Below are 25,704 nucleotides of genomic sequence, written 5' to 3' on the forward strand. Positions count from 1 at the left end.
ACTAAGGTCTCTCTCTTTTTAAAATACATTATATACCACATATGCCTATCTACTATAAAAATATATGCTTATTAAAGTTCAACTTTATTTATTATAACACCCAAGTCAGACAGGTATTTTTCAAGTCCAGCATATGATATAGTCACTGTCTTATGGTTTACATTTGGATGAAAGTTTAACTGGTCTTCACCAACTAGCTTTTTCTCTATAAAGAAGTTAACCACCTTCTCCCTGTCATTTATAAGTGAAAAAGGATTTACAGAACCAGGAAGAAGATTTAGGACCTTCTCCAGTCTTTCAGCTGATGCAAAAGATAGTCTAGTAGAACCTATCTTTTCCTTAAGCCCCTTTACATCGACCTGTGCATTATCTGTGCAGCTTATCAAATAATATTTGTCACCCTTAGCATTTCTAAAAAATAGGTTCTTACAATGAACTCCATGAGCCCTGTCTTTTATTGATTCAAGGTCTGCTGCTGTATATACAGGTTCATGCTCTATAACTGAGTAATCAATACCTAGTGAATCTAACTTATCGTATATCTGCTTTTCATTTTCTAAAATCTCCATAATAATCCTCCTAATACCATTCAATATTATTTTAAATTGATTATACCATACTAACCTTGTAATCACAATTATCACACCCTTACTATTAAACAATATAATCTGCAAGTCGGACTAGTGGCTAGATCTTTAAATCAGGACACGCAACTATATCTTGTATCTAATTCTTATAACCAAGTATTTAAATTTCGATATATAGTTGATATAGCTGATATCTCCTAATATACAAATATTTTTTCACCACTTCATTTTAAAAAGCTTAGTAGCATATGTATATGAAACTTTATTAACCTATATTATGATTATATTGATACCAGATTACACATTATATAATTAAGTTTTATTTTTTTTCAAGTCTTTTTGAAGAAAAAAATCACTTGTTTTATCCTGTGAAATAACGTATACTTATTAAGGGTAAGGTACAATATATTGTAGATTAGGCAGACTTTAAATCTATATATTGTGTTGCCTCTTGTTTTTAACGATATATTGCCCCAAGAAAATATAACTTGGCAGTATGTATTAAAACAGCTAGGTATGGGTACAAATTTATATGTAGAGTTTTTAAGTTATTTTTTTGATGGTAAACTTGTTTTTAATACTCTATATAGCAAAACAGCAATTATTTATTAATATATTTATAAGAGCTATATGGTTTTAAATGCAAGTGATATAAATATTATGGAAAGTGAGTGAGTATTAATGCTTGTAATGAAAAGAGATGGTAGTAAGGTAGATTTTGATAGATCTAAAATAAGGATAGCGGTTGAAAAAGCTATGAAAAATGGTAGTGGATTGTATCACCCAGACATAGCAGAGGCAGTTGCTAGAGACTGTGAAAACTATTTTTTAAGCCTAGACGAAGAACCTACTATTTATAAAATTGAGGGTTATGTGTATGATAGATTAATCCATTATAATCACAGTGAAACAGCGAGGGCCTACGAAGGATATAGGGCAGTTCAACAGTTCAAAAGACAAGTAAATACTACAGACGATTCTATACTTAACCTTATGAAGAAGTCTAATGAGGATGTCATGATGGAGAACTCAAATAAGAATGCCATCATATGCTCTACTCAGAGAGACCTTATAGCGGGCGAGGTATCTAAGGACATAGCTAGAAGAAAACTAATACCACCACATATAGTACAGGCACATGATGAAGGAGCCATACATTGGCATGATATGGACTATACTCTTCAGCCAATATTCAACTGCTGTCTTGTAAACATACAGGATATGCTAGATAATGGTACAGTAATCAACGAAAAAATGGTTGAGTCTCCTAAGTCTTTCTCTACAGCGTGTACAGTAACTACACAGATCATGGCTCAGGTAGCTAGTAACCAGTATGGTGGACAGTCTATAAGTATCAAGCACCTAGCTCCATACCTAAGAAGGACTAGGGACAAGTTTTACAATCTATACCTTGAAAAATATAATGATGAAAAACTAGCTGACGAAATAGCTGATGACATGATGAGAAAAGACCTAAAAGATGGTGTGCAGACTATCAGGTACCAGCTATCTACTCTTATGACTACTAATGGTCAGGCGCCATTTGCTACGATCTACCTAGAAGTAGAAGAAGGAAATGAATACGAAGAAGAGATGGCCCTAATCTGTGAGGAAATGATTAAGCAGAGACTTGAAGGTATGAAAAACTATAAGGGACAAAACATAGGTGAGGCCTTCCCTAAGCTAGTATACTTACTAGATGAATCTAACTGCCTTGAAGGTGGTAAATATGACTATATAACACGCCTAGCAGCTGAGTGTACTGCCAAGAGACTAGTGCCTGACTACCAGAGTGCTAAAATCATGAAGGAAAACTATGCTGGTTGTGCCTTCCCACCAATGGGTTGTAGGTCGCACTTGTCTCCATGGATTGACAAGGATGGAAACTACAAGTGGTATGGAAGATTTAATCAAGGTGTAGTATCCCTAAACCTACCTCAGATAGCTATCCTGTCAAAGGGTAAGATGGGACAGTTCTGGAATATACTAGACCAGAGATTGGACCTATGCAAGGATGCTCTATTATGTAGACATAAGATGCTTAAGGGCACCCTATCTGATGTATCTCCAATACATTGGCAGCACGGTGCTATAGCTAGACTTAAGAAGGGAGAAAAGATTGATTCACTACTTGAAGGTGGTTACTCAACACTTTCTCTTGGATACGTTGGTATATACGAAATGGTATATGCAATGTTAGGTGTAAGCCATACAAGTCCTGAAGGTGAAAAATTTGCGCTTGATGTAATGCACCACCTAAAGGATTCATGTGACCGTTGGAGAAATGAAACAGGTCTTGGATTTAGCTTGTATGGAACTCCAGCAGAGTCACTTGTTTATAGGTTCTGTAGGATAGATAGGGCTAGGTTTGGTGAAATAGAAGGCGTAACTGACAAGTTATACTATACAAATTCATACCATGTCAATGTATGCGAGGAGATAGATGCCTTTACTAAACTAAAATTTGAATCACAGTTCCACGGTATATCTACAGGAGGATGTATATCCTACATAGAAGTTCCAGACATGACTAAAAATATTGAAGCGGTGGAGCAGGTTATTAACTTTATCTACCACAACATACAGTATGCTGAGATAAATACTAAGCCAGACGTATGCTACAAATGTGGCTACACTGGTGAAATACAGATAGATAAAGACCTTAACTGGTATTGTCCTTCTTGTGGAAACAGGGATAGGGATGAAATGCAAGTTATGAGACGTACTTGTGGTTATATTGGTACTAACTTCTGGAACAAGGGACGTACACAAGAAATAAGTGAGAGAGTATTACACTTATAGATTCATATTGAATAGATACTCATAATATATTGTTTTTGTTTACCATTCATTTATATATAATATATTCAATTAATATATGCATTTTAGATACTAAATAAAATAATATAGCAGAGGTTGAAATATTAAAATGGCAATATGATATCATATTGCCATTTGTTTTTTGGGGAGGTTTTAAATGAAGTATACAACTATTAGAAAACTAGATGTATCAAATGGTCCTGGTGTTAGGGTGACGCTTTTTGTATCGGGATGTACACATAAATGTGAAGGTTGCTTTAACGAAGACCTACAGGACTTTAATCATGGGAATGATTGGACTAAAGACACTGAGGATATGTTTATAGGCTATCTTAAAAATCCTGTCGTAGTCGGTATAAACCTACTTGGTGGTGAACCCCTACAACAGACAATGGATGATAGCCTACTAAATCTTTTAAAAAGGGCGAAAGAAGAATGTCCAGACAAGGATATATGGATGTGGACTGGCGATGTATTTGAAGATATTATAGGGAATGAAAAGAAGATGGAACTCCTAAAATATGCTGATGTTCTAGTAGATGGAAAATTTGACTTATCTAAGAGAAATATAAAACTAAAATACAGGGGTTCAGAAAACCAGAGGATCCTAGATGTTGTAAAATCTATAGAAGAATCTAGACCAATTAAGTTAGATAATCAATAATATATATCAGTAGATAATTAATATTTTTTAATATCAAGATATAAGAAATTGTTTACTAAATTAGTTTCTATGGTATAATATAAATGTAGTAAATTACTATCTAATAGACCAGATGTATTCTGATTACTAGTTTAGAGAGTATATTATTTCTTACTTTAAGACTAGTTAATCTCATTGGAGTATATGGTTTTATAATAAAAACAATTTGAAAGGATGAATAGACATGAAAGTAGAAGCAGCACAGACAGCTTTAGACGTACTAAGAGAAATATTAGAAGAACAGGCAGAAAAGCCAACATCAATAAGAATGTATTTTGCAGGAGCAGCTTGTTCAGGTCCATCATTTGGTCTAGCACTAGATGACAAGAAGCCAAGTGACGTAGCTTGCATGGTTGAAGAATTAGAGTTTGTAATGGATGCTCAGGAATATGATCAGTTTGGAGACATGCTAATCCAGGATATCGGCGGTGGATTCAGAGTTATACCTGAAAAGCTAAAAGATATGGAAAGTGGATGCTCAGGTTGTTCAGGTGGATGCCACTAATAAGTAAGAATTTAATCAAGTTGAGGGCTTTTTGTCCTCAGCTTTTTTATTTGCTAAAATAGATTAGATGACATATCTATGTTATAATATAACTAATGTTTAGAGAAAAATTTATATTGCAAGGAGTTATTATGAGAAGAAGACGTAGAAAAGACGCTGATAAAAAATTACTATCCTATAAGGATTATATAATAAATGGTATGGTTGAGCAGGTATTTATTGAAAGTAAAGATGAGGACCAATACCTAAATCCTTTTGATAATAGGGTATTTATAAAGGATGAAGTGTATAAGAATATAATAGAAAATTACAGGGGCAAATGGTCTCAGGTATTCGAGAACGACAATCCAATCCATATCGAAGTAGGTACTGGTAGGGGACAGTTTATCACTAGCCTAGCTAAATTAAATCCAGATATCAACTATATAGCTCTTGAAATAAAGGAAGAAGTCTTACTTAGGGCTGTAGAAAAAGCAGACAAACTAAAGCTAGACAATATCCTATTCTTGTGGGGTGGGGTAGAGTTATTCGACCTATACTTTGAAGATAAGGAACTAGATAGGGTATATATCAATTTCTGTGATCCATGGCCAAAAAAGAGAAATGCAAAAAGAAGGCTTACAAGTTCGCTATTTATTGATCTGTATGACAAGAAGTTAAACAAGGGACAGATACACTTTAAGACAGACAATAGAGACTTGTTTGAGTTTAGCCTAAATGAATTTTCGTCAAAAGATTTGAGGTTGTCTAATATATCCTTGGATCTTGCAAAGAGTGATTTTGAAGGAAATGTAACTACAGAATATGAGGACAAGTTTATGGGCTTGGGGATGCCTATCTACAGGTTAGAGGCAGAGTTTAGAAAGTAGGTAACTTATGAACCTTATCTTAAATACACTAAAGTCTAGTCTTATATACAGCCTAGCCTTTATATTTTCACTTCTTATATTTGGACTCTTTTTCAGCATAATAGAAAAGAAAAACTCCTCAAGTATATATAGGGTTTTTGGCAGAAAAGGTCTGGTTATAACCGGCATGATTGGCACTGTAGTGCATGAATTTAGTCATATGGTATTCTGTATTATTTTCGGACATAGGGTAGATGAATTTTCACTATTTAGACCTATGAAATCTAGATATGATGGAATTATGGGCTATGTCAACCATTCTTGCGACCGACGTAGCCTATACCAAAATATAGGGAACTTTTTTATAGGGATTGCACCGATTATATTTGGAACAGGCTTTTTAATATTATCTATGGCAATATTGCTACCAGTACCTTTCTACAATATAATGTCTTCCTTTAATAGATATATGGTATGTATGTCACATATACAGTCCCCACTAGATTCAGTAAACGTATATGTAGATATTATATTGACGATACTATCAAATCTTAGTCCGCTTAAGCAAGATAACTTTATAATGTATATTATCTTTATATATATAATGTTTTCTACCAGTAGCCATATGGATCTTAGCAAGGAGGACTTACAGAATAGCAGCACTGGATTTTTTGCTTTTTTTGTATTTATTTTTATTTTAAACTTTGTATCTATACTAATAGGAAAGGTTAGCCAGGTATTTATATTAAAGATTCTTGTATGTATATTTGGATTTTTGACTGTGGGCTTGATATTTGCCATTATTACAATGACCATATCATTTTTACTAGAATTACTATTCGCAAATTAAATAATGAGATAAAAAAGGAGTCACTATTTTAAGCAGTGGCTCCTGATTTTACATATGATCTAATTTTCTTGACTTTCAGGAACTTGTTCTAGTGCACAGATAGCTGCATCTATATTAAAAACGGGGCATATAAATTGCTACATACATTTCTGTTTTTATGGATAGATTTGATATAGCTTTTACTTATCAAATTAATAAGTATGTACAGGAGAGTATCTGGACCGCAAAAGATAACTATTCTTTAAATGTATATTTAGGGAATAGTTGCTAGCTTATTATTATACTAATGATTCATTTTACTATTATATGGCGTATATAGATAATTCGTGATATAATATTAATAATGAAAATATGGAGGTACGATATGAGCATCAAATTAATAATAGATTCTGCATCCGATATTTCACCTGATGAAGCTAATGAACTTGGCCTTGAGCTAATGCCGCTATTGATTTCTTTTGACGATATGGATTATAAAGATGGAAAGACGATTTCTAAAACGGAATTTTATAGACAGCTTAAGGCGCATGACCAGCTACCTAAGACTAGCCAAGTCACTCCTTATGAATATGACCAGGTGATTAGTGATGTTGTATCTAAGGGCGACACTGCAATTATTATTACATTGGCATCTACACTTTCAGGAACTTGTTCTAGTGCACAGATAGCTGCATCTAACTATCCTGATGACAAGGTATTTGTTGTAGACAGTATGAATGTTAGCGTTGGTGAGAGAATTCTTATAATGCACGCACTAGACCTTATCAAGCAAGGTTTAGAGGCTGCTGAGATAGTAGACATACTAAATGAAAAGAAAAAGCAAATAAAACTATTGTTTTTGGTGAATAGCCTAGATTCCCTTTACAAGGGTGGTCGTTTATCAAGGCTAGAAACTATGGCAGGTTCTTTCCTCTCTGTAAAGCCAATTTTAGCACTTGAGGAAGGTAAAATTGTAATTGCAGGTAAAGGAAGAGGCACTAAAAAATCTTGCCACACTCATGTAGAACTAGCAAAGAAATACGGTGAAATTGACTTTTCTATGCCTATATATATGGCATATTCTGGTGATGATGAATCTATAGTATACAACAATTCAAATGCATATGAAGAGTTATTCCAAAAGCCAATTGAAGAAATTGGTCTTACTATTATTGGGTCTACTGTAGGTACTCATGCAGGTGTTGGGGCCATAGCAGTTGGATTCTTTGCCAAGAATTAGATAGACATAAGAATTAAATATTAAAAAGCATTAAAAGAGTGATTAGTCAATAATCACTCTTTTTTACAATCCATCTTCTCTATTTTTATAGTATATTTTAAGTTATAAATTGGATAGTCCACCCAATAGATAGCATATTTAAAATTATAATTTGGATAGTCCACCCAATAGTTATTCTACTTTAAATTATAACTTGGATATTACACCTAATAGATAGTCTACCTCATCTTTGCCAGTTGCCCAGCTAGTACAAAACCTGATACAATCTTTATCTTCGTCAATATTGGCCTCAATATTATAACTGATATTATTATCATCTAGAATTTTTTTCTGACCTTTGCTAAGTATTGGGAACTGCTGGTTGGTAAATGACTCAGCTATAAATCCTATACCCCTATTTTCTAGGGCGTTTTTTATCATGATTGCGTATTTTACTGCATTTCTTGATTTTTCTATATAATTGTTGTCTGTAAATAAGTAATCAAATTGAATACCAAGGAGTCTACCCTTTGCAAGCACTCCTCCATTATGCTTTGTGATGCAGTTAAAGTCTAGATTGTACTTTGAATTAGTGAAACAAACAGCTTCACCGAACATGGCACCACACTTAGTTCCGCCTATATAGAATATATCCGTATATTTTGCTAGGTCTTCTAGACTGATATCGTTATTTTCTGATGCAAGTGCATATGATAATCTAGCACCGTCTAAATAAAGAGGTAAATTGTGCCTTTCACATATAGACTTGATAGCAATTAATTCTTCCCTAGTGTATAGGACACCTCTTTCTGTAGGATGGCTGATGTATACGGCTCCTGGCTGTACCATATGCCAGTCACCTTTAGCAAAAAACTTAGTCAAATAATCATCTAGTATATCTGGATATATCTTAGACTCGTCATCTTTCTTGATGTCACCATTGGATATGGCCAATACCTTGTGACCTACGCCCTCAACTGCTCCAGCTTCATGTACGTTGACATGGCCCAACTGAGCTGCAACAACACCCTGGTGAGGTCTAAGTATTGAATCTAGGACTGTAAAATTGGCCTGAGTACCTCCAACTAAAAAATGTACATCAAGATCATCCTTACCACATGCTCTTGCTATTTTTTCACTGGCTGCCTTACAATATGGATCCAACCTATAGCCAGATGTCTGTTCCATATTAGTCCTTGTAAATATCTCTAGTATCTCTGGTATACATCCCTGTGAATAGTCATTTTCAAATCTATACATATAATCCCCCCTTAAATATATTATTAATAGTATACCACAAGTCAAAATTAATACTAGTCTTAATTATAAATAATACTTGAATAATTCTCACAAATAAGTTAGTATAGAGTAATAAAGATTTAAGGAATAGTTGTTTTAATAGAAAGGAGTACTATGGCTACTAGAATTAATAATAAGTCTTCTAAACCAGACAATATAGTAATAAGAGATAACAATATAATAGATGAATGCAAAAAACTAGAATCACAACTCCCCTCTTTCTTAAGGGACTACTTTGTTTATCTTAGGGGGGCTGTATCTGTTACTACAAGACGTGCCTACCTTATGGATATAAAGTTTTTCCTAGATTATCTTATAGATACCGACCTATATACATCTGCCAAGTCTGTATCGGATATATCTATAGATGATTTTAAAGAAATCGGTGCTCGTGACATCAACCTCTTTATAGGTGACTACTGCAATAGGTACTACAAAAATGTCAACAATGACAGGGTCTTATACGAAAACAACAACAAGTCTCTTGCTAGAAAGAAGTCTTCCCTCTCTACAATGTTCAAATTTCTGTTCAGAAACGAGCAACTGGATACTGATATAACTTCTGGTTTTAACCCTATCAAGTTACCAAAGCCACAACCAGATGCAATCAAAAGACTAGAAATAGATGAGGTTGCAATAATGCTGGAAGCTGTAGAAACAGGAAATGGCCTAACTGACAAGGAAAAAGACTATTGGTTAAAGACTAAAAAAAGAGACAGGGCTATCCTAGTCCTATTTATCACCTATGGGTTGAGGTTAAACGAGCTAAGAGAACTCAATATATCTTCATTTAACTTCTCTAGGGGTGAGTTTATGATATATAGAAAACGTGGCAAGGAAGTTCTAATGCCAATTAACAAGGCCTGTGAAACAGTTGTAAAAGACTATATAGAAAACGAAAGACCAAGTGATGATGAAATAAGTGAAGAATACCAAGATGCCCTATTCTTGTCTCTTCAAAAGAAACGAATGACTGCAAGATCTATAAGAGACCTAGTTAAGAAGTACACAGCCATAGGCATGAATACATCAAGATCCAAGGGATATAGCCCCCATAAACTTAGGGCAACAGCAGCCACATCCCTTATTGAGACTGGTTTTTCCATATACGATGTACAAAACCTTATGGACCATGACAATGTAACCACTACCCAGTTGTATGCTGCCCACAGAAAAAATCTTAAAAGGGATGTTGTCGAAAACTTTGATTGGCTTGATGAAGATAAGGTGCTAGGAAAAAAATTATAAGTTCCCCCTATTGACTTGAACACACGTTCTCAATATGTTATAATTTTTCTATATGCTTATGGAGGTTAATATATGTACGAAGAATTAAAACAAAAAGATATAGATGTTCTAGCCTATTTGAAAGACCATTCATCAAGGTATGGCTACCCACCATCTGTAAGGGAAATCTGTAAAAAATTAGATATCAAGTCTACATCTACAGTATTTGCCATTATAAAGAGACTGGAAACGCACAACTATATTAGAAAGGACCCTACTAAACCTAGGGCAATAGAAATATTAGATAGGGATACGGAATCTTCTTCCTTAAACTACAATGATGAGGTTCTAAGACTGCCACTTGTAGGGCAAATAGCTGCTGGTAGCCCTATCCTAGCAGAAGAAAATATTGAAGAGTATATAGCACTTCCATCATCATATGTCAAGAATGGTAGCTCATTTATGCTAAAAGTAAAGGGTGACAGCATGCTAAATGCAGGTATTTTGGATGGAGATTATATAATAATAGACCCATCAAACAAGAATCCGTCAAATGGAAAAATGGTCGCAGCTCTTATAGATGGTGATACATCTACAGTGAAAACATTAGAAAGAATAGACAATAAAATAGTACTAAAGCCAGAAAATCCTGACTACCAACCTATGATATTCGATACTAGCCAAGTATCTATATTAGGTCTTGTGAGCGGAGTTTTCAGGGTTATATAATAAAAGCCTTCCTTATGCTTATGCACTTGGAAGGCTTTTATTATATCTAATTGTTCTATGTTACTTAACATGCCCTTATTTATAGAAGTCATTGGCATTAAATACTTCTATAATCTTTTCATAAAGAATGATACTACAGCTACGACAATTACTGCACCCAATATAGATGGTACCAATGCCATACCTGCAAGACTAGGACCCCAGTGTCCAAATACTGACTGACCTACTGAAGAACCTACAAGACCAGCTATTATATTAGCTATAAATCCCATAGACTTACCTTCCTTAGTTATTGCACCTGCTATTGCACCGATGATTGCTCCTACTATTATTGACCAAATCATGTGATTCCTCCTTACTTATTAAGAGAACTAAAAACTATAATTTAAATCCAATTAATAATTTTTCTTATTATGTATATACCCTTTAATTAATGTATAAATCACAATTTATAAAAAAAGACACCCAAGATGAAAATATCATGAGTGTCTAAAAATATATCGAATTATATTTAAATATTAGAAGTTATATCCTTCCTTAGCTAGCTTAGCTTCAAATTCTTTATCATCTATGTCAGTTCTCTTACCTACAAACCTAATACCAAGCGCCATAACTACTATAGCTACTGGTAATACAATATAGGCTGGAACTCCCATACCTGCAGGTATATAACCAGCTACAACTGTCACTACTGCAGTGAAAATTGAGTAAGGCATCTGAGTCTTAACGTGGTCTATATGGTTACAACCAGCTCCCATTGATGAAAGGATAGTTGTATCTGATATTGGTGAACAGTGGTCACCAAATATTGCTCCTGTAAGAACTGCTGAAGTAGATACTATTACATATGCCATATCTGGATTGATTGAGTGAGCTAGTGGTATAGCAAGAGGCATCAATATACCCATAGTACCATATGCTGTACCTGTTGAAAATGATATGATAGCACCTAATCCAAATATTATACTTGGTAGTAAGAATGGTGGTAAAGTACCTGATAGGTAGTTAATCATAAACTTAGCAGTACCAACTTCCTTGATTACTGAAGATAGTGACCATGCAAGTACTAGGATAACACCTGTGATCATAAGAGTCTTCATACCATCTATCCATACTTCGATTGATTCTGATAATGTGTATATCTTCTTTATCTTTGCCATTATCATAGCAACTATCGATGAGAATAGGGCTGACTGGAATAGGGCAACTGATGCGTCAGATGCTGAATAACAGTCCTTGATAGATGAGAAGGAGAACATGCTCTCAGATACACTCTTGATAAGTTCCTTGTCCTCACCTGCCATGATAGCAGAATAACCACTATAGTAGAAGGCTACTAGTGATGATACTATCAATAAACCAATAGGTATAATTGCATTCCATACATTTAATTCTATACCTTCCTTTGGTGCCATATCGTCTAATTCTTCAACACCCTGGTCTAGGTCATCGGTCTTTACAAGACTTCTCTTTGCTATATATTCAGCCTTTCTCATAGGTCCGAATTCCCTTACCATGACAGCACTTAGGACTATGAATACTAGAATTAATATATTATATAGTCTAAATGGTATTGTACTAAGGAATACTCCAAATGCATCAACATTAACATTTATTGATTTGAATGCATCGTGAATTAGACCAACTTCAAGTCCTATCCAAGTTGATATGATTGCAAGACCAGCTATTGGTGCTGCAGTAGCATCTATAACGAATGCAAGCTTCTGTCTTGATATGTTCATCTTGTCAAATACCGGCCTCATTATAGGTCCTACTATTAGTGAGTTGGCATAGTCATCAAAGAATACAAATATACCAAGTAGTAAAGATATCAACTGGGCTCCCCTAGTAGACTTTGCCTTATCAGCAAGGGCTTCAGCTATGGCCTTTGCTCCACCCATCTTACCTACTAGGTTGATTACACCACCTATACACATAACCTGCATGATGATACCAGCATTCCAGGGGTCAGCAAGTGATGCAAGTGCCCTAGATATGAAATCTAGAAAAGATAGTGGTATAGCAGCTATTATGCTTTCTCCCTTTACCATCTGTAGGATAAAAGATCCGGATAATACACCTAAAAATAGGGATATAACAACATTCTTTGTAATGAATGCAAGCACTATGGCTAGTAGTGGCGGTATAATAGTTATTATACCTAATTTACCTGCATTTGCCTTTGCTATAGAATCGATGTCTGCTGCAAAAGCAGGTGCTATTGTCATAAATAAAATTGCGATTGTGGTCATGAAGACCTTAAAACTTCTCCTGTTCATTTAGAACCTCCTTATATTCTTTTAATTAATGGTAATTAATAAAAAGCTATGGTGGCTCTCATAAACAGAGCCTAATATCATGAGCATATAAAAATACCTCGGAGCTAATCCGAGGCATGATAAATACATACTCAACTGATAGCTCAACACAGTTTCCCGTGACAGTTGCACACATATTATATGTACACCCAGCAATAAGACCCTAAAGCAAATCTTACGCTTCGGCGGATAATCCTTTCACTGGGGATGCTTTAACCCTTGCTCCAGTTACTCTTAAGACCCGCGCCTCTACCTTCTATTAATTTACAATTACTAGTATATAACAAGATACACATAAAATCAAGCTATTTCACGAAAATATTTAAGTATTAGTAAAGTTTTTTAGTTTTTGTAAAGGATTGACTCCCCCACAAACTAGTCTAAGTTTAGCTTTCTGTTGAGTATATAGTATGTTATAGCATATAATACTGCTATTTCTATCACAGTAGATACTATAAATCCTACCTGTAACTTACTTATAAAATCTACTACTAGCCCCACTCTTTCTCCCATCTGTGCAGTAGTGGCAGATGCATCAATGTTTTGTGCTGATGCTGTTTCAAATTTGTCTATCAAGGCTTGTGTACTGTCTTTACTAATCACAGTGTAAAGGTATGTAGATGCCGTATTGAATACTATAAAAAATGCAAAAGCGAATATATTTTTATGCTTCTTTAAGCCTGGTAGCTGACCAAATGACAATGATGCGTATATTAGGAAAATCATGTCAATTATGGATACAAGCACTGACACTATAGTCACTATTATTCCAAGGTATACACCAGGATACTTAAATACATTATGTATAAATTCTATTCCCTTTGGATCTATCTTGTTAGCAGAAACTGTGGTACTAACAAGGAAGATCATTACAAAAGCACCAGCAACTACAATAGTTGATAGTATATTAAATATCAATAGGACAAGAGCCTTTGACCAAATAACTGTATGAGTTGATGTAGGTATTGTAAACATAAGATAACCTTCATCTCCAAGCAATGATGTATTAAACCTAGTGATAGTAAATATAAACTGGACAACACCCAAGGCTATACAAGCTACAAAACAAGCTACAAAAGATCCTATACCTATTTTTTCAAGTATTGCTACTTGAGTACGTGCAGTTGTAAGAGACATTATAGCCCCTATAATAATTATTGCGTACAAAGTTAAAAAGTACTTATAAATAGATTTCATCTCATATTTCATCAATTTACCTAACATCTGAATTCCTCCCTAAAAATAGCGTCTATAGATTTATTGTATTTCTCCCTAAGGTACTCTGTCTCCTCATGCATAAGCACCCTACCCTCATTTACAAATATTATCTCATCACATATAGTTTCAATATCGCTAATCAAGTGGGTAACTATCAAGAGACTTGATTCCTCTGGTAGGTTTGTAAGTATAGTCTTCATGATATAGCTCCTCGCAGCTGGGTCTACTCCTGCTATCGGTTCATCCAAGATATATAGGTCTGCATCCCTTGACATCACAAGAACTAGCTGGACCTTTTCTTTTGTACCCTTTGACATAGTCTTTAGTTTGTCACCTAACTTGATATTCATATCAAAGAGCATCTGCTCTGCCTTGTCCTTGTCAAAGTCTTCGTATACATCATCAAAAAACTCTAATATATCCTTTACCTTCATCCAATTATTAAGGTAGGTTCTCTCAGGTAAGTATGATATCCTGGCCTTTGTTTCTTTACCAATGTCGTAGCCACATACCCTTATTTCACCTGATGTTATTGGTATAAGACCGTTTATTAATTTTACTAGTGTAGTTTTACCACATCCATTTGGCCCTAGGAAACCGACAATCTTGCCCTTTTCTATATCAAATGTCATCCCCTTTAATACACTCTTTTTACCGTATGATTTTCTAACCTGGTCTACAGACAGAACTGTATTTTCACTCATAACTTCTACTCTATTAATTGACATCTTTACCCTCCTTGAACAAAACTTTTTTGTAAGCATCTAGTATATCCTCATTGGTAAATCCTAGATCATACAATGCCTTTATCGACTCCTCTATCAATACCTGACTCATCTTGAACCTCTCCTCTTTAATTAGATTTGTATCCTCTGTTACGTATCTTCCCCTGGTCCTTTGAGAGAACAGGAGTCCCTGGTTTTCTAATTCTGAAAGTGCTCTTTGGATAGTGTTGGGGTTGATTTCAAACTCCCCTGCCAAGTACCTAACTGACTCTAGCTGGTCACCAGGCTGGTAATCACCAGATATAATTTTCTTTTTAATTATATCTATAACCTGTAGGTACAAGGGCACGTTATTATCAAAAACGTATGCCATGTCCTTCCTCCTTTAAATTTACTTTTGTATTACTGTATTATTGTACTAACTCTTTAATACAATAATACAGTTTAAAGAGAATTATGTCAAGGTGTTTTTGGAAAATAATAGATATAATATTATACTACTAGTCAATACACTCTTTTTACCTATATTTACTAGCTAAAAAGGCCATTTACATTTATGTAAACAGCCTTTTTATGATCGCTTTGCAATTCTTTACTTTAATTTAATACAAAATCCTATAGACACATCTCATATATTTTCACTACATCTTCCGGTCTTAGTTCCACCATTCCCTTTATAGAGTCCTTACCCTTCATAGCTTTGACAGACATCTTCTCAAAATTTTCCCTACCTATACCTAGCTTGCTAAGACTCATAGGTATATTCATTTTATTTGCAAAGAAGTCTTCAGTAAGGTCTATTGCCATATTAGCTATTTGAAGCTTGTCTAGGTTTTTGTCTATGCCCCATACATTTACGCCATACTCTACAAACCTATCTATGTTGTCCTCGTTTAGCACATACCTCATCCAAGCTGGTGTTAGGACTGCAAGACCCTCTCCATGAGTCACATCATAAAAGGCTGACAGTTCATGCTCCATTGGATGGACTGACCATGCATGGCTCGCACCCTGGGCAAGTAGTCCATTGATAGCCCAAGTAGATGCCCACATAAGATTGGCTCTTGCATCGTAGTTTTCTGGTTGAGCTAGGGCTATAGGGCCATAATGAATACAAGTTTTAAGTATAGCCTCTGCCATCCTAGCCTGCATATATGCATCATTGGTATTAAAGTAGTTTTCAAATGTATGACTCATAATATCCGCTACCCCTGCTGCTGTGTGCTTGACTGGAACTGAATACGTATACTCAGGATCCAAGATTGATACCTTAGGTACTGTACATGCTGCACCTGTTCCTAACTTTTGGTTTGTTGCCATATCAGATATTACTGCATTGGGGTCCATTTCAGAACCAGTCGCCGCCAAAGTTAGGACTGAAAATATTGGTAGGGCATCCTTCATAAGTTTCTTGTCTACAACCAAATCCCATGGATCCTTGTCATACTTGACACCTACAGCTATGACCTTGGCACAGTCGATTGATGAACCGCCTCCGACTGCTAGTACTCCACCTAGGTCGTGCTGTCTGCAGAGTTTTATCCCCTCTCTTACTGATTCTATTCTTGGGTTTGGATCAACATCAGCTAGCTCAACCCATTCTATCTTATTTTTTATCAATTCATCAGTTACATCCTTGTATATGCCGTTCTTCTTAATTGACCCACCACCGTAGACCAACAATACCTTGTCACTGTATTCAAGTATATCCTTACCTAGATTTACAACCATTCCTTTACCAAAATGTATTTTTGTGGGTATCTGTAGATTAAAATTATACATAGTTTCCTCCTATAAAAATATATATGCCAAGTCCCTTACCACATGATTCCCAGTCCTATACTAGTCACTATAAGGGCTAGCAAGTTATTTAAAAAATGTCCTATAACAGATGCTCCGATACTGTTTGTCTTCTTGACACCAATAGCCAAAAACATACCTAGTATGGCCGTAGTAGGTATCTTGAACCAGTATACGTGTAATATACCAAATAACAGGCCAGAGAAGATTATAGCTGCCTTATCGCCCTCTAAGAGCCTATACATCCCAAAGCTACTTCCTCTTTCCATGATAGATGTCTTGCCCTCTCTTAGGCTAGGATCATCTGAGTACTTTTTGTCTATTGATTTTTTATTGGAAAATGCAGACAAGATAAAGCCTCTGAAAATTGCTTCTTCACATATGGCTGGAGCTACTGCTATTGCAATTATATTCAAGACCATATTATCACCAAATATAACTTTATTCAACTGTTCACCGATTTCTTTTGCACTTGGTGAAAGTTTCATTATTAGTAAAGAAAGTGCCCCCATAGCAATAAAGGCGACAAACCAAATCAAGACACCATACAGGGCTTTTTTAGGTCCAATCTTGTTAAGACTATAGACCTTTTTAAAGTCCACTCTTATATACCATGAATATAGGACTACTATGCCCAGCATCATGACCTGACTAAGTAGTATACCCACAGTTCCATAGCTCACCTGTATATAGGAACCTAGAGTAAGTAAATATACAAACTCAAGTGCAAAAATCAATATGCCATCATTTATACTAGGCATAGACTTTGGCTTGATATTTCGTCTTGCATTTAAAATAGATATACCCTCGCCGCTTCCGAAAAGTATATTCTCAGACTTGAATATCTTGGAAAGTATTGCTAGGGCCATGGCTATATAGGCAACATTTGATAGCAATACAAATCCCGCTAGTCTAGTGTTAACCTCCATAAAGAAGACAGCCTTTAGGAGCATCACGACATTTACAACCGGTATCAGGGCTGTAGTTGAGTCTAGCTTTAGCATAGGTATCATACTTGCATAGGCAGGTATCATAGTCACAAGCATAAGAGGTGTTAGATAAGCCTGGGCCTGTTTGTAGTTTTTGGCAAATGAGCACACACACATACTAATCGCTGATATAACAAGTGTGAACATAAGTAATGATACCAGTGTTATAATTATCGGCACTATCATCTTGTATATATCAAATTTCATCTGCATACCGTCCATCATCTTGCTGGCAGTCATATAGAAGTAATAGCTTGTTAGACCCATAGATACTAGGTTCATCAGGGCAGATATTATAGCAGTAAAGGCTACTGATAGGTACTTGCCCGCTATTAGCTCTATATTTTTAATCGGCATGGTAAGTAGTGTCTCCAAAGTTCCTCTTTCTTTTTCTCCAGCTATCATATCAGCTGCTGGATATACTGCACCCGATAGTATTCCCATTATGAGCATAAAAGGAATAATCCTTCCTATTAGTCCGCTTGCTTCCTCTTGTGATTCAGCCACTGATTCATTTGTATAAGATATTGGATTTAGGGTATTTTTAGGATCTAATCCAGCTGATTTTATACTAGCCTTGACTCTCGTGTCCTTGTAGTCATCAAGAATTTTATTAACTCTTTCTTTTAAGAGACTAGACTTGTCTGACCTTGTATCTACAAATACCTTATAAGTATTGTTTTCTTCTCTTTTTATGGCTATATCGTAGTCTTCCTTTTTTATACTTTCTTTTATATACTTTTCATCTGTACTCTTCTTGTAGATACTGATCTGGCCTTGGGACCTTGTCTTGTTTCTATCCTTGCTTTTTTCTATGTAAGTGTACAGGTCCTTGTCTACACTTTCGTCAATCAAGAGTCTTATCTCCTGCTTTCCCATATCGTCTATACTAGCCATCATAACCTGTGATATACCAACTGTCAGCAGAGGGTACATAAGTATGGGTAAGATAAACATCATGAATAGGTTTTTCTTGTCTCTCACCAACTCCAAAATTTCTTTCTTAAATATCTCTTTTATAATATTAAATCTCATTTTCCCCTCCTATATCTGCAAGCTTTATAAAGGCATCCCTCAAATTGTCAGTTGAAGAGTCCTCCATGATTTGCTTGGGACTTCCACTAGCTATAATCTTTCCCTTATATAGGAAAACAATCTTGTCGCAAAGAGACTCAGCCTCTTCCATATAGTGAGTTGAATAAAGGACAATCTTGCCACTAGCCTTCTCATTTTTCATAAAGTCTATTATACCCTTACTCGAGATGACATCTAGGCCCAGTGTAGGCTCATCAAAAATATACAACTTTGGCGAATGTATAAGACACCTAGCTATTGAAGCCCTCTGAGTTTGTCCGGTAGATAGGTTTTCAATCCTATTGTCAATGAAGTCTCCCATCTTCATAAGGTCTACAATATTTTCTATTGATTTACTTATTTCTTCCTTGGTCATGCCATTTAGACTGGCAAATGTAGACATTATTTCCCTAGGAGTAAGCTTTTTGTATAGCTTGGTATTGCCTGATAGGTAGCCTATATTCTTCTTAAACCTGTTTAGGTCCTTTGCAGAATCCTCCGAATCAAATATTACTTTTCCATCATCAGGTGTTAGTATACCACCTATCATCCTCAAGAGTGTTGTCTTACCTGCTCCATTTGGACCCAGTATACCCAGTATCTCTCCGTCACTTGCACTAAAAGATATTCCATCTACAGCATTGAACTCAACCTGCTTATTTTTCTTCTTTCCTTTATCATTTATATATTGCTCGTTCTTTATAAATGTCTTTTTAAGACCCATTACTTCAAGCATTTTTATACCTCTTTCATTAAATATAATTATATTTTAGCATATAAATATGTAAATCATAATCTAATTATTACATATAAGATATGTTTAGTCAAATTAAATAAACTTTTTAAACTAAAGACCAACAAAATAATTATGTTATTTACAAAGCAGATAAATTGTATTATAATCTATTAGTAATATTTGTAAAGAACACGAATTTATTCAAAATTAGTATGAGTGATGATTAAGCAGGTGATAAAATGAAAAAAAACACTAAATTCTTTGAAAAACACATTATATCCAAGCTTCCAAGTATAGGAGTTGTAAGAGAAATTTTCTATAATGATATCAAAGAAATCAAAAGAAACAGAATAGTGACCATAATAGTAGTTGGTCTTACAATTATACCATCCCTTTACGCCTGGTTTAATATAGAGGCATTCTGGGATCCATACGGCAACACTAAGAACCTTTCAGTAGCCGTTGTTAACGATGACAAGGGATATCAATTTAAGGACCAAGACCTACATTTTGGTGACAATCTAGTAGAAAACTTGAAAAACAACAAGAACTTGGACTGGAATTTCGTCTCAGACAAAGATGCCCAAAAGGGAATCAAGACCGGTAAATACTATGCAATAATAAAAATACCAAAAGACTTTACCAAGAATCTAACATCGATAACAAGAAAAGATGTTAAAAAAGCCAGCATAGAATATACAACCAACGAAAAGACAAATGCAATAGCTGAAAAGATAACTGACCAAGGAGCCAACAAGATTCAGGCTAAGATCAGTGAGATTCTAATAGGTACTATAAGCAAGTCTTCGCTTGCGGCAATAGGTGGCACCTCATCCATGATAGGTGACATCAACCCCAAGCTTGATACAATGAAGACCAGCCTCAAAAACCTAGACAAACAGCTTGTAAACCTAGAAAAGGTAACAAAAAATGCCAAGTCATCAAATGAGGACATGAAAAAACTACTATCCTCATCCAACAATACCCTTGTAAGTATAAAAACTAGTCTAGATAATTCTAGAAGACTAAGTTCAGATATCCAGTCAAGTCTTAACCAGGCCAACTCAGATATCAACTCTGTAGGTCCTCAGGTCAAGACTAGCCTGAAGAGCATATCTAGACTTATAAATACGTCAAGTTCTTTGGCTCAAAGTCTTGGAAGCCTTTCAAGCTCAAGCAGCCAGGAAGCTATTAGGCAAGTGAGTAAAATAAAATCAAACATAGACCAGGCATCATCAAGGTTGTCTAATGTTATTGACCTAATGAATATATTTTCAACAGGAAATACGAATATTTTAAATGCAGCAATAGCTAGGTTAAATAACCACTACTCTGACTTAAATAATGCCAGTCAAAAGCTAAGCAACATTATAGATTTGATATCTAGGAGCAACCAAATAAACTCTGATCTAACAGACCAAGTTGCGTCTATAACTAGTGATTTAAACGATAAGATAAATAATATTATACTTGATTATGATGACCTAATTACAGGTCCCCTAAACAAGGCCAAGTCAAGTAGGTCAGATATTCAAAGAGACCTAGATTCAATTATAAGGTCTACAGAAGGAATCTACCCAGCAACTAGTAACTTTATCAATAACTTGGATTCAATGAACAAGAATATTGATTCAACACTGGGAACATCTCAAATCTCTATAGACCTCCTTAGAAGTCAAATAAAAGATTCTCTAGAGATGATTGACAAGCTTGAAAACAACAAGGACCTAAAAACAATAAATGATGTCATAAAAACCAATATCCTAGACAGGGCTGATTTTATTAAAAAACCAGTTGAAATAAAGGAAGTAAGGTTGTACAAGATGGCAAACTACGGGTCAGCCATGGCTCCATTTTACAGTGTTCTAGCAACCTGGGTAGGTGCCCTTATCCTTTGTACCCTTATATCTACTGATCCGGGAGACAAATACAAGCCTCTTGAAAAATACTATGGTAGACTTACCCTATTTTTAATATTATCTATTATTCAGTCGCTGATAATATCAATAGGTGACTTAGTTTTACTTGGTGTTACTGCAGCAGATCCCTTCCTATTTATATCCATACTTATGTTGTGTAGCGTATGCTTTTGTTGCTTGATATACACCCTAGTATCCGTATTTAAGACAGTAGGTAAGGCCCTATCTATGTTCCTACTTGTAATACAAATAGGTGGGTCTGGCGGTACATTCCCTATACAGATGACTCCAACCTTCTTTAAGACTATCAATTCATTTATACCTTTCACATATGGTATAAACGCTTGTAGAGAGGCTATAGGAGGAGTTTACCCACCAAACCTATACCGAGACTGCGCAGGACTAGTTGTGTTCGCCATCATATTTATAATCTTTGGCACAGTATCCAAGGATATCATAAATAGGAAGTTAGAACCCCTATCACATAGGTTTGAGAGCAGCTTTTTGATGGAGTAGGATAAAGGTAAAATAGGTGAAATATCATAAATATAAAATAAAGCTAGCTTGTTGAAAAGAGCATAAATATAAAATAAAGCTAGCTTATTAAAAATAGCATAAAAGAATATAATATTAGAATAATATGTAATTAAAAAGGACTCCAAATGGAGTCCTTTAATATTATATTTAGTTAAGTTGGTAGCTACTCCTCTTTAAAGAAAGGCTAAGAACATTGTATAGTACCAGACAAGCTACCATATTGAATACTAGGGTTGGTAGGACAACTGATACAAACAGAACTCCAAATCCTCCTGGTAGACCTGCCATTAGGTATGCAACAGTTAAAAATACAACTCCACTTACCAAGGTACCTATAGCTGTCATGCTCACTACTGCTATCTGGTCTGCCTTTTTACCGATTCTATTCATAACTGGCAACATATAAAGTGACTTCATAAAGAAGTACATAACATGCATAGTTACCACCTTATCAACAAAGTTTGGTATCTGACCCATAGGAAACTTTGTCGCTAGGGCTGAAAATATAGCTGTTATAATGCCTGATACTAGGCAAGTCTTATAGTTTTCTCTATTTATTACCATTATACAAAACAACATCACTAGGGTCATATCTGGTGTGATACCTGCAGCCAAGGCCGGCAATACCTGGTGCAAAATAAAACCAATACCTAGCAATATTGCATTTAAAATCATCTTCTTTGTGTCTATCGTTCTTCTTTTCATTTATATAACCTCCATTTACTAAGCTACTATTTAATAATATCATTATAAAATATATATTACCATATTATTTCTAAATTTTTTTGAGTCTTTATCTCAGACTAGACATAACTACTATAAATTTTCCCATACTACTATCTAAATTTCACAACATACTATCACCTCTAGAAAATATTTATAGTTAATCAAAATAAAAAAAACTCCGCCCTTGATATAGGGCGAAGTATAAATTCGCGTTGCCACCTAAATTATGTACCAGTCTGTTGCTGTCAAATACAATTACAAACCTATACATATCTCATTATCAGGAACAATCATTCCCTATCCGCTATAACGTGCAGCCCACGGTGAAGTCTACTATTATTTCGATCCACTCCTCCAAGACCCATTCGCCCAACTCCTACTACCGACATTCCACCACAGTCAGCTCTCTATTAATAGTACCATTGAGTTACTAATTCTCTTCATCAGATTAACTATGTAATTATAATAGGTCATTTTTTTAGTATTGTCAATATCTTATTTGAATTCTTTGTATTTTTTTTATGAAAACTATCCAATTATATAGTTATCGCTATTCTCTTTAGAATATTTGGCGAAATTGTCTTCAATAAATGAATCTAATTCAAGTTTAACTGGCTTGTTGTTTTTAGCTGCAATAGAAGACGCCAATATACCAGCCATAGGTTTGTCGTAATTAATGTATGTATAGCCTGTTCTATTTGAGAATAATTTGTCTATTATCACTGATGATGTTTCTAACCTATTATACCCACTCAATCTATTGGCCTCTATACCATTCTTTACAAGCTCCCTATAAATATTGTCTGATAGTGTTGATCTACCACCTACTAAAATAGCTCTTGTAGATATTCCGTTTCCTGTTTTTAGTCTATCCGGTTTTGCATTCTTTTTAAGAAGTTCCAAAGAATCAGGTCTTAACTTGTCTTTTGGTGTCAATAAGATCGGTGTCTTTGTACTGTATGCATATGTGGCTATACTTGGAACATCAAAGAAATATTCTCCGTTGGCAATTGAATATATATTTGCTCCTATTTTCTTGGCTATATTCAATGATGTATCATACCTAGACCTTCCAGAATAATCTATTATATTAAAACCTTTTTCTTTTAGCTTATTTATAACCTTGTCGCTTATCATTTTGGAACCTGATGTTATATGAATATTCTCGGCCTTAAGATCGTATAATTTATTGAGAAGGTTCTCGTTTAATTCTTCTCTCTCTGAAAGCAGTATAGGAGCGTCAAGGTAACCAGCAAGTCCTGCAGATGAAAGAGAATCGGCTACAGAATCAGCACTTGCCAAAACAACATTCTTAGACCTTGCAAATCCTGCATCACATATAGATATAGAAGAGTTCACTTTCATACTAGCCTTACTATCATTGTAATACAAGCCACCAACATAACCCTCTTCAGTTACCTTCATTGAGTTTTTGCATAAATTGATGATTTTGTCTTGTATATTCTTGTCTGTTCTAAATACCCTAGTTGAGTAAGAATCCTTGCTTCTAAGATACAAGCACCCATTGTAAATATTATTCTTAGTATCTGAGTAGAAACCAACACTAAAGTCCTTGCCAGAAATATAGTGAGGGTATCCCTTGTACTCCTGTCCCTTAGGCACTTCCTTCATCTTGGAATCCCTCAAAAGACCTATAATTTCCCTTACTAGGTCCTTATCATCCAACCTTATACCCTTTCTAGCCAATTTGCCGTATCTAATTTCAGGGCTGTTTTCAATACAATTAATTAGTGTTTCTTTTAAGTCCTTGTCACTTGAGCTAATACTATTGAAATCTAAGTGTTCAGCATAAGCAAGGATAGGGCTCATAATATTTACTGCCATAACCGTTGTCATTACTAGCGAAGTCTTCTTGAATTTCATACAAATACCTCCTCTTAAAATAAACAATTATTATATACTTATAAAAAATCTCTATGCTATTAAACTAATAATAACATAGATATTTTTTAATTGCAATACAATATCATTCTTTTATTTTACTATTAAGTCCCGAAATGCATCTTAGCTAGATTACTGTTTCACAAACATATAAAATCTTTAAAAGACCTATTACATATTAGTAAATGGATTGATGTATATATCAGACTTGAAAATTTCACATCCTTCGCATATATACCTGATAAAGTCGATTATTGACTCAGCAAATATATCCTCAGTTCCAAAATGACCAAAATCAGCCACCATGACACCCATCTCTTTTGAATCTATTGCCTGATGGTACTTCATATCCCCTGTTATAAGCAGGTCTACATTCTTTTGGTGACACATCTCAAAGTATTCTGCACCAGATCCAGTTACAACCGCAAAAGACTCAATATTGTTCATAGGGTCACCTACTAGCCTTATATTTTCAATCTTTAGGGCTGCCTTTAAGTTCTGCAGGAAGTCTAGGGCCCTAAGTCCTTCACCTAGTCTAACAATCCTACCTAGTCCATATTCCTTAGTTACAGTAGTCTTTGTCGCTGCATCATAAAATTCTGCTACACCAACCGGATCTAATATCTCGCTAGGCTTATAAGACATCAGCTTTACAAAATAGTCATTTAAACCATTTTCAGCTACATCATATGATGTATGCATACAGTAGACATTTATATCATTTTTTATCAATTTATATATTAACTTTCCCTTTAGGTCCTTATTTGTTATCTGATTGACCTTTGAGAACATAAATGGATGGTGGGATATTATTAGGTCAACTCCCTTTTTTACAGCCTCATCAACTGTATCAGATGTTATCTCTAGGGTCAACATTATCTTATTTACATCAGAGTCTAAAATACCTATATTCAGGCCTGAATTATCCCACGAATACTGAAGATTCTCAGGGTATTTTTTATTTATTTGGTCTAGTATACTTTTAAGTTTCATT

At 34.9% G+C, this 25,704-nt stretch carries 22 protein-coding genes, 1 riboswitch and 1 other annotated feature; of the genes, 9 read left to right on the plus strand and 13 right to left on the minus strand.

From position 1 onward, the window contains the following. Positions 1–71: 71 nt before the first annotated feature. On the minus strand, positions 72–569 hold the full coding sequence (locus HMPREF0631_RS07725; protein ID WP_002844310.1) for a prolyl-tRNA synthetase associated domain-containing protein: 498 nt from the start codon (positions 567–569) through the stop codon (positions 72–74). Between the two features lie 699 nt (positions 570–1,268). Here HMPREF0631_RS07725 and nrdD point away from each other — a divergent pair. The 6 genes from nrdD (at position 1,269) to HMPREF0631_RS07755 (ending at position 7,532) form a co-directional block, all read left to right on the plus strand. Beyond that, positions 1,269–3,389, plus strand: coding sequence for an anaerobic ribonucleoside-triphosphate reductase (nrdD, locus tag HMPREF0631_RS07730; protein WP_002844360.1), 2,121 nt, complete (start codon positions 1,269–1,271; stop codon positions 3,387–3,389). Between the two features lie 175 nt (positions 3,390–3,564). Continuing rightward, positions 3,565–4,071 (plus strand): anaerobic ribonucleoside-triphosphate reductase activating protein, encoded by a 507-nt coding sequence (gene nrdG, locus HMPREF0631_RS07735; RefSeq protein ID WP_002844305.1) that lies wholly within the window; start codon positions 3,565–3,567, stop codon positions 4,069–4,071. A 223-nt stretch (positions 4,072–4,294) separates the two neighbouring features. Continuing rightward, positions 4,295–4,615 (plus strand): iron-sulfur cluster assembly accessory protein, encoded by a 321-nt coding sequence (locus HMPREF0631_RS07740; RefSeq protein WP_002844304.1) that lies wholly within the window; start codon positions 4,295–4,297, stop codon positions 4,613–4,615. A gap of 131 nt (positions 4,616–4,746) precedes the next feature. Next, positions 4,747–5,484: a tRNA (guanosine(46)-N7)-methyltransferase TrmB gene (trmB, locus tag HMPREF0631_RS07745; RefSeq protein ID WP_002844367.1), complete on the plus strand. Its 738-nt coding sequence runs from the start codon at positions 4,747–4,749 to the stop codon at positions 5,482–5,484. A gap of 7 nt (positions 5,485–5,491) precedes the next feature. Then, positions 5,492–6,313, plus strand: coding sequence for a hypothetical protein (locus HMPREF0631_RS07750; RefSeq protein WP_002844319.1), 822 nt, complete (start codon positions 5,492–5,494; stop codon positions 6,311–6,313). A 364-nt stretch (positions 6,314–6,677) separates the two neighbouring features. Further along, positions 6,678–7,532, plus strand: coding sequence for a DegV family protein (locus tag HMPREF0631_RS07755; RefSeq protein WP_002844369.1), 855 nt, complete (start codon positions 6,678–6,680; stop codon positions 7,530–7,532). Positions 7,533–7,718: 186 nt separating this feature from the next. Here the strand turns inward: HMPREF0631_RS07755 and HMPREF0631_RS07760 are convergent, their stop codons facing one another. Further along, complete coding sequence (locus HMPREF0631_RS07760) at positions 7,719–8,771, minus strand: threonine aldolase family protein (RefSeq protein WP_002844358.1); 1,053 nt, start codon at positions 8,769–8,771, stop codon at positions 7,719–7,721. Between the two features lie 153 nt (positions 8,772–8,924). Here HMPREF0631_RS07760 and HMPREF0631_RS07765 point away from each other — a divergent pair, with 153 nt between their 5' ends. Together HMPREF0631_RS07765 and lexA are read left to right on the plus strand one after the other, a co-directional pair. After that, positions 8,925–10,058, plus strand: a complete 1,134-nt coding sequence (locus tag HMPREF0631_RS07765; protein ID WP_002844312.1) for a tyrosine-type recombinase/integrase — start codon at positions 8,925–8,927, stop codon at positions 10,056–10,058. A 72-nt stretch (positions 10,059–10,130) separates the two neighbouring features. Beyond that, positions 10,131–10,766, plus strand: coding sequence for a transcriptional repressor LexA (lexA, locus tag HMPREF0631_RS07770; RefSeq protein ID WP_002844363.1), 636 nt, complete (start codon positions 10,131–10,133; stop codon positions 10,764–10,766). Between the two features lie 107 nt (positions 10,767–10,873). Here lexA and HMPREF0631_RS07775 read toward each other — a convergent pair whose 3' ends face one another. The 8 genes from HMPREF0631_RS07775 to HMPREF0631_RS07810 all read right to left on the minus strand — a co-directional run bounded on the left by HMPREF0631_RS07775 (position 10,874) and on the right by HMPREF0631_RS07810 (position 19,626). After that, positions 10,874–11,110, minus strand: coding sequence for a GlsB/YeaQ/YmgE family stress response membrane protein (locus HMPREF0631_RS07775; protein WP_002844343.1), 237 nt, complete (start codon positions 11,108–11,110; stop codon positions 10,874–10,876). Between the two features lie 174 nt (positions 11,111–11,284). Next, a complete protein-coding gene (locus tag HMPREF0631_RS07780; protein ID WP_002844364.1) occupies positions 11,285–13,045 on the minus strand; it encodes a Na+/H+ antiporter NhaC family protein in 1,761 nt (586 codons plus the stop codon). Between the two features lie 131 nt (positions 13,046–13,176). Next, positions 13,177–13,344: riboswitch (Lysine riboswitch) on the minus strand. Positions 13,345–13,459: 115 nt separating this feature from the next. Continuing rightward, a complete protein-coding gene (locus HMPREF0631_RS07785; protein WP_002844333.1) occupies positions 13,460–14,308 on the minus strand; it encodes a hypothetical protein in 849 nt (282 codons plus the stop codon). Beyond that, positions 14,302–15,030, minus strand: a complete 729-nt coding sequence (locus HMPREF0631_RS07790; protein WP_002844368.1) for an ABC transporter ATP-binding protein — start codon at positions 15,028–15,030, stop codon at positions 14,302–14,304. The genes HMPREF0631_RS07785 and HMPREF0631_RS07790 overlap by 7 nt, the downstream gene beginning before the upstream one ends. Continuing rightward, positions 15,020–15,400 (minus strand): GntR family transcriptional regulator, encoded by a 381-nt coding sequence (locus tag HMPREF0631_RS07795; RefSeq protein WP_002844294.1) that lies wholly within the window; start codon positions 15,398–15,400, stop codon positions 15,020–15,022. Before HMPREF0631_RS07795 ends, HMPREF0631_RS07790 begins: the two co-directional genes overlap by 11 nt. A gap of 242 nt (positions 15,401–15,642) precedes the next feature. Then, the gene (locus HMPREF0631_RS07800) at positions 15,643–16,809 is read right to left on the minus strand and encodes an iron-containing alcohol dehydrogenase (RefSeq protein WP_002844301.1); all 1,167 of its coding nucleotides are present in this window, start codon (positions 16,807–16,809) and stop codon (positions 15,643–15,645) included. Between the two features lie 35 nt (positions 16,810–16,844). Next, positions 16,845–18,851 (minus strand): ABC transporter permease subunit/CPBP intramembrane protease, encoded by a 2,007-nt coding sequence (locus tag HMPREF0631_RS07805; RefSeq protein ID WP_002844356.1) that lies wholly within the window; start codon positions 18,849–18,851, stop codon positions 16,845–16,847. Next, complete coding sequence (locus HMPREF0631_RS07810) at positions 18,841–19,626, minus strand: ABC transporter ATP-binding protein (protein WP_002844308.1); 786 nt, start codon at positions 19,624–19,626, stop codon at positions 18,841–18,843. Before HMPREF0631_RS07810 ends, HMPREF0631_RS07805 begins: the two co-directional genes overlap by 11 nt. 239 nt (positions 19,627–19,865) lie before the next feature. Between HMPREF0631_RS07810 and HMPREF0631_RS07815 the strand changes: the two genes are divergently transcribed. Then, positions 19,866–22,061, plus strand: coding sequence for a YhgE/Pip domain-containing protein (locus tag HMPREF0631_RS07815; RefSeq protein WP_002844344.1), 2,196 nt, complete (start codon positions 19,866–19,868; stop codon positions 22,059–22,061). Positions 22,062–22,229: 168 nt separating this feature from the next. Here the strand turns inward: HMPREF0631_RS07815 and HMPREF0631_RS07820 are convergent, their stop codons facing one another. The 3 genes from HMPREF0631_RS07820 to HMPREF0631_RS07830 form a co-directional block, all read right to left on the minus strand. Further along, complete coding sequence (locus tag HMPREF0631_RS07820) at positions 22,230–22,787, minus strand: tryptophan transporter (protein WP_002844321.1); 558 nt, start codon at positions 22,785–22,787, stop codon at positions 22,230–22,232. Positions 22,788–22,995: 208 nt separating this feature from the next. Then, positions 22,996–23,261, minus strand: a binding site (T-box leader). A 75-nt stretch (positions 23,262–23,336) separates the two neighbouring features. Then, positions 23,337–24,692 (minus strand): cell wall-binding repeat-containing protein, encoded by a 1,356-nt coding sequence (locus HMPREF0631_RS07825; RefSeq protein ID WP_002844291.1) that lies wholly within the window; start codon positions 24,690–24,692, stop codon positions 23,337–23,339. 189 nt (positions 24,693–24,881) lie between these two features. Continuing rightward, entirely contained in the window at positions 24,882–25,703 is an 822-nt protein-coding gene (locus tag HMPREF0631_RS07830; RefSeq protein ID WP_002844315.1) for a Nif3-like dinuclear metal center hexameric protein, read from the minus strand. Position 25,704: the final 1 nt, after the last annotated feature.

It is taken from the genome of Peptostreptococcus anaerobius 653-L (genome assembly GCF_000178095.1).
GTDB lineage: Bacteria > Bacillota > Clostridia > Peptostreptococcales > Peptostreptococcaceae > Peptostreptococcus > Peptostreptococcus anaerobius.

Excerpts from the sequence above, each read along its gene's own strand:
- HMPREF0631_RS07725 (WP_002844310.1), bottom strand. The coding sequence starts at position 569 with ATGGAGATTTTAGAAAATGAAAAGCAGATATACGATAAGTTAGATTCA.
- nrdD (WP_002844360.1), top strand. The coding sequence starts at position 1,269 with ATGCTTGTAATGAAAAGAGATGGTAGTAAGGTAGATTTTGATAGATCT.
- nrdG (WP_002844305.1), top strand. The coding sequence starts at position 3,565 with ATGAAGTATACAACTATTAGAAAACTAGATGTATCAAATGGTCCTGGT.
- HMPREF0631_RS07740 (WP_002844304.1), top strand. The coding sequence starts at position 4,295 with ATGAAAGTAGAAGCAGCACAGACAGCTTTAGACGTACTAAGAGAAATA.
- trmB (WP_002844367.1), top strand. The coding sequence starts at position 4,747 with ATGAGAAGAAGACGTAGAAAAGACGCTGATAAAAAATTACTATCCTAT.
- HMPREF0631_RS07750 (WP_002844319.1), top strand. The coding sequence starts at position 5,492 with ATGAACCTTATCTTAAATACACTAAAGTCTAGTCTTATATACAGCCTA.
- HMPREF0631_RS07755 (WP_002844369.1), top strand. The coding sequence starts at position 6,678 with ATGAGCATCAAATTAATAATAGATTCTGCATCCGATATTTCACCTGAT.
- HMPREF0631_RS07760 (WP_002844358.1), bottom strand. The coding sequence starts at position 8,771 with ATGTATAGATTTGAAAATGACTATTCACAGGGATGTATACCAGAGATA.
- HMPREF0631_RS07765 (WP_002844312.1), top strand. The coding sequence starts at position 8,925 with ATGGCTACTAGAATTAATAATAAGTCTTCTAAACCAGACAATATAGTA.
- lexA (WP_002844363.1), top strand. The coding sequence starts at position 10,131 with ATGTACGAAGAATTAAAACAAAAAGATATAGATGTTCTAGCCTATTTG.
- HMPREF0631_RS07775 (WP_002844343.1), bottom strand. The coding sequence starts at position 11,110 with ATGATTTGGTCAATAATAGTAGGAGCAATCATCGGTGCAATAGCAGGT.
- HMPREF0631_RS07780 (WP_002844364.1), bottom strand. The coding sequence starts at position 13,045 with ATGAACAGGAGAAGTTTTAAGGTCTTCATGACCACAATCGCAATTTTA.
- HMPREF0631_RS07785 (WP_002844333.1), bottom strand. The coding sequence starts at position 14,308 with ATGTTAGGTAAATTGATGAAATATGAGATGAAATCTATTTATAAGTAC.
- HMPREF0631_RS07790 (WP_002844368.1), bottom strand. The coding sequence starts at position 15,030 with ATGTCAATTAATAGAGTAGAAGTTATGAGTGAAAATACAGTTCTGTCT.
- HMPREF0631_RS07795 (WP_002844294.1), bottom strand. The coding sequence starts at position 15,400 with ATGGCATACGTTTTTGATAATAACGTGCCCTTGTACCTACAGGTTATA.
- HMPREF0631_RS07800 (WP_002844301.1), bottom strand. The coding sequence starts at position 16,809 with ATGTATAATTTTAATCTACAGATACCCACAAAAATACATTTTGGTAAA.
- HMPREF0631_RS07805 (WP_002844356.1), bottom strand. The coding sequence starts at position 18,851 with ATGAGATTTAATATTATAAAAGAGATATTTAAGAAAGAAATTTTGGAG.
- HMPREF0631_RS07810 (WP_002844308.1), bottom strand. The coding sequence starts at position 19,626 with ATGCTTGAAGTAATGGGTCTTAAAAAGACATTTATAAAGAACGAGCAA.
- HMPREF0631_RS07815 (WP_002844344.1), top strand. The coding sequence starts at position 19,866 with ATGAAAAAAAACACTAAATTCTTTGAAAAACACATTATATCCAAGCTT.
- HMPREF0631_RS07820 (WP_002844321.1), bottom strand. The coding sequence starts at position 22,787 with ATGAAAAGAAGAACGATAGACACAAAGAAGATGATTTTAAATGCAATA.
- HMPREF0631_RS07825 (WP_002844291.1), bottom strand. The coding sequence starts at position 24,692 with ATGAAATTCAAGAAGACTTCGCTAGTAATGACAACGGTTATGGCAGTA.
- HMPREF0631_RS07830 (WP_002844315.1), bottom strand. The coding sequence starts at position 25,703 with ATGAAACTTAAAAGTATACTAGACCAAATAAATAAAAAATACCCTGAG.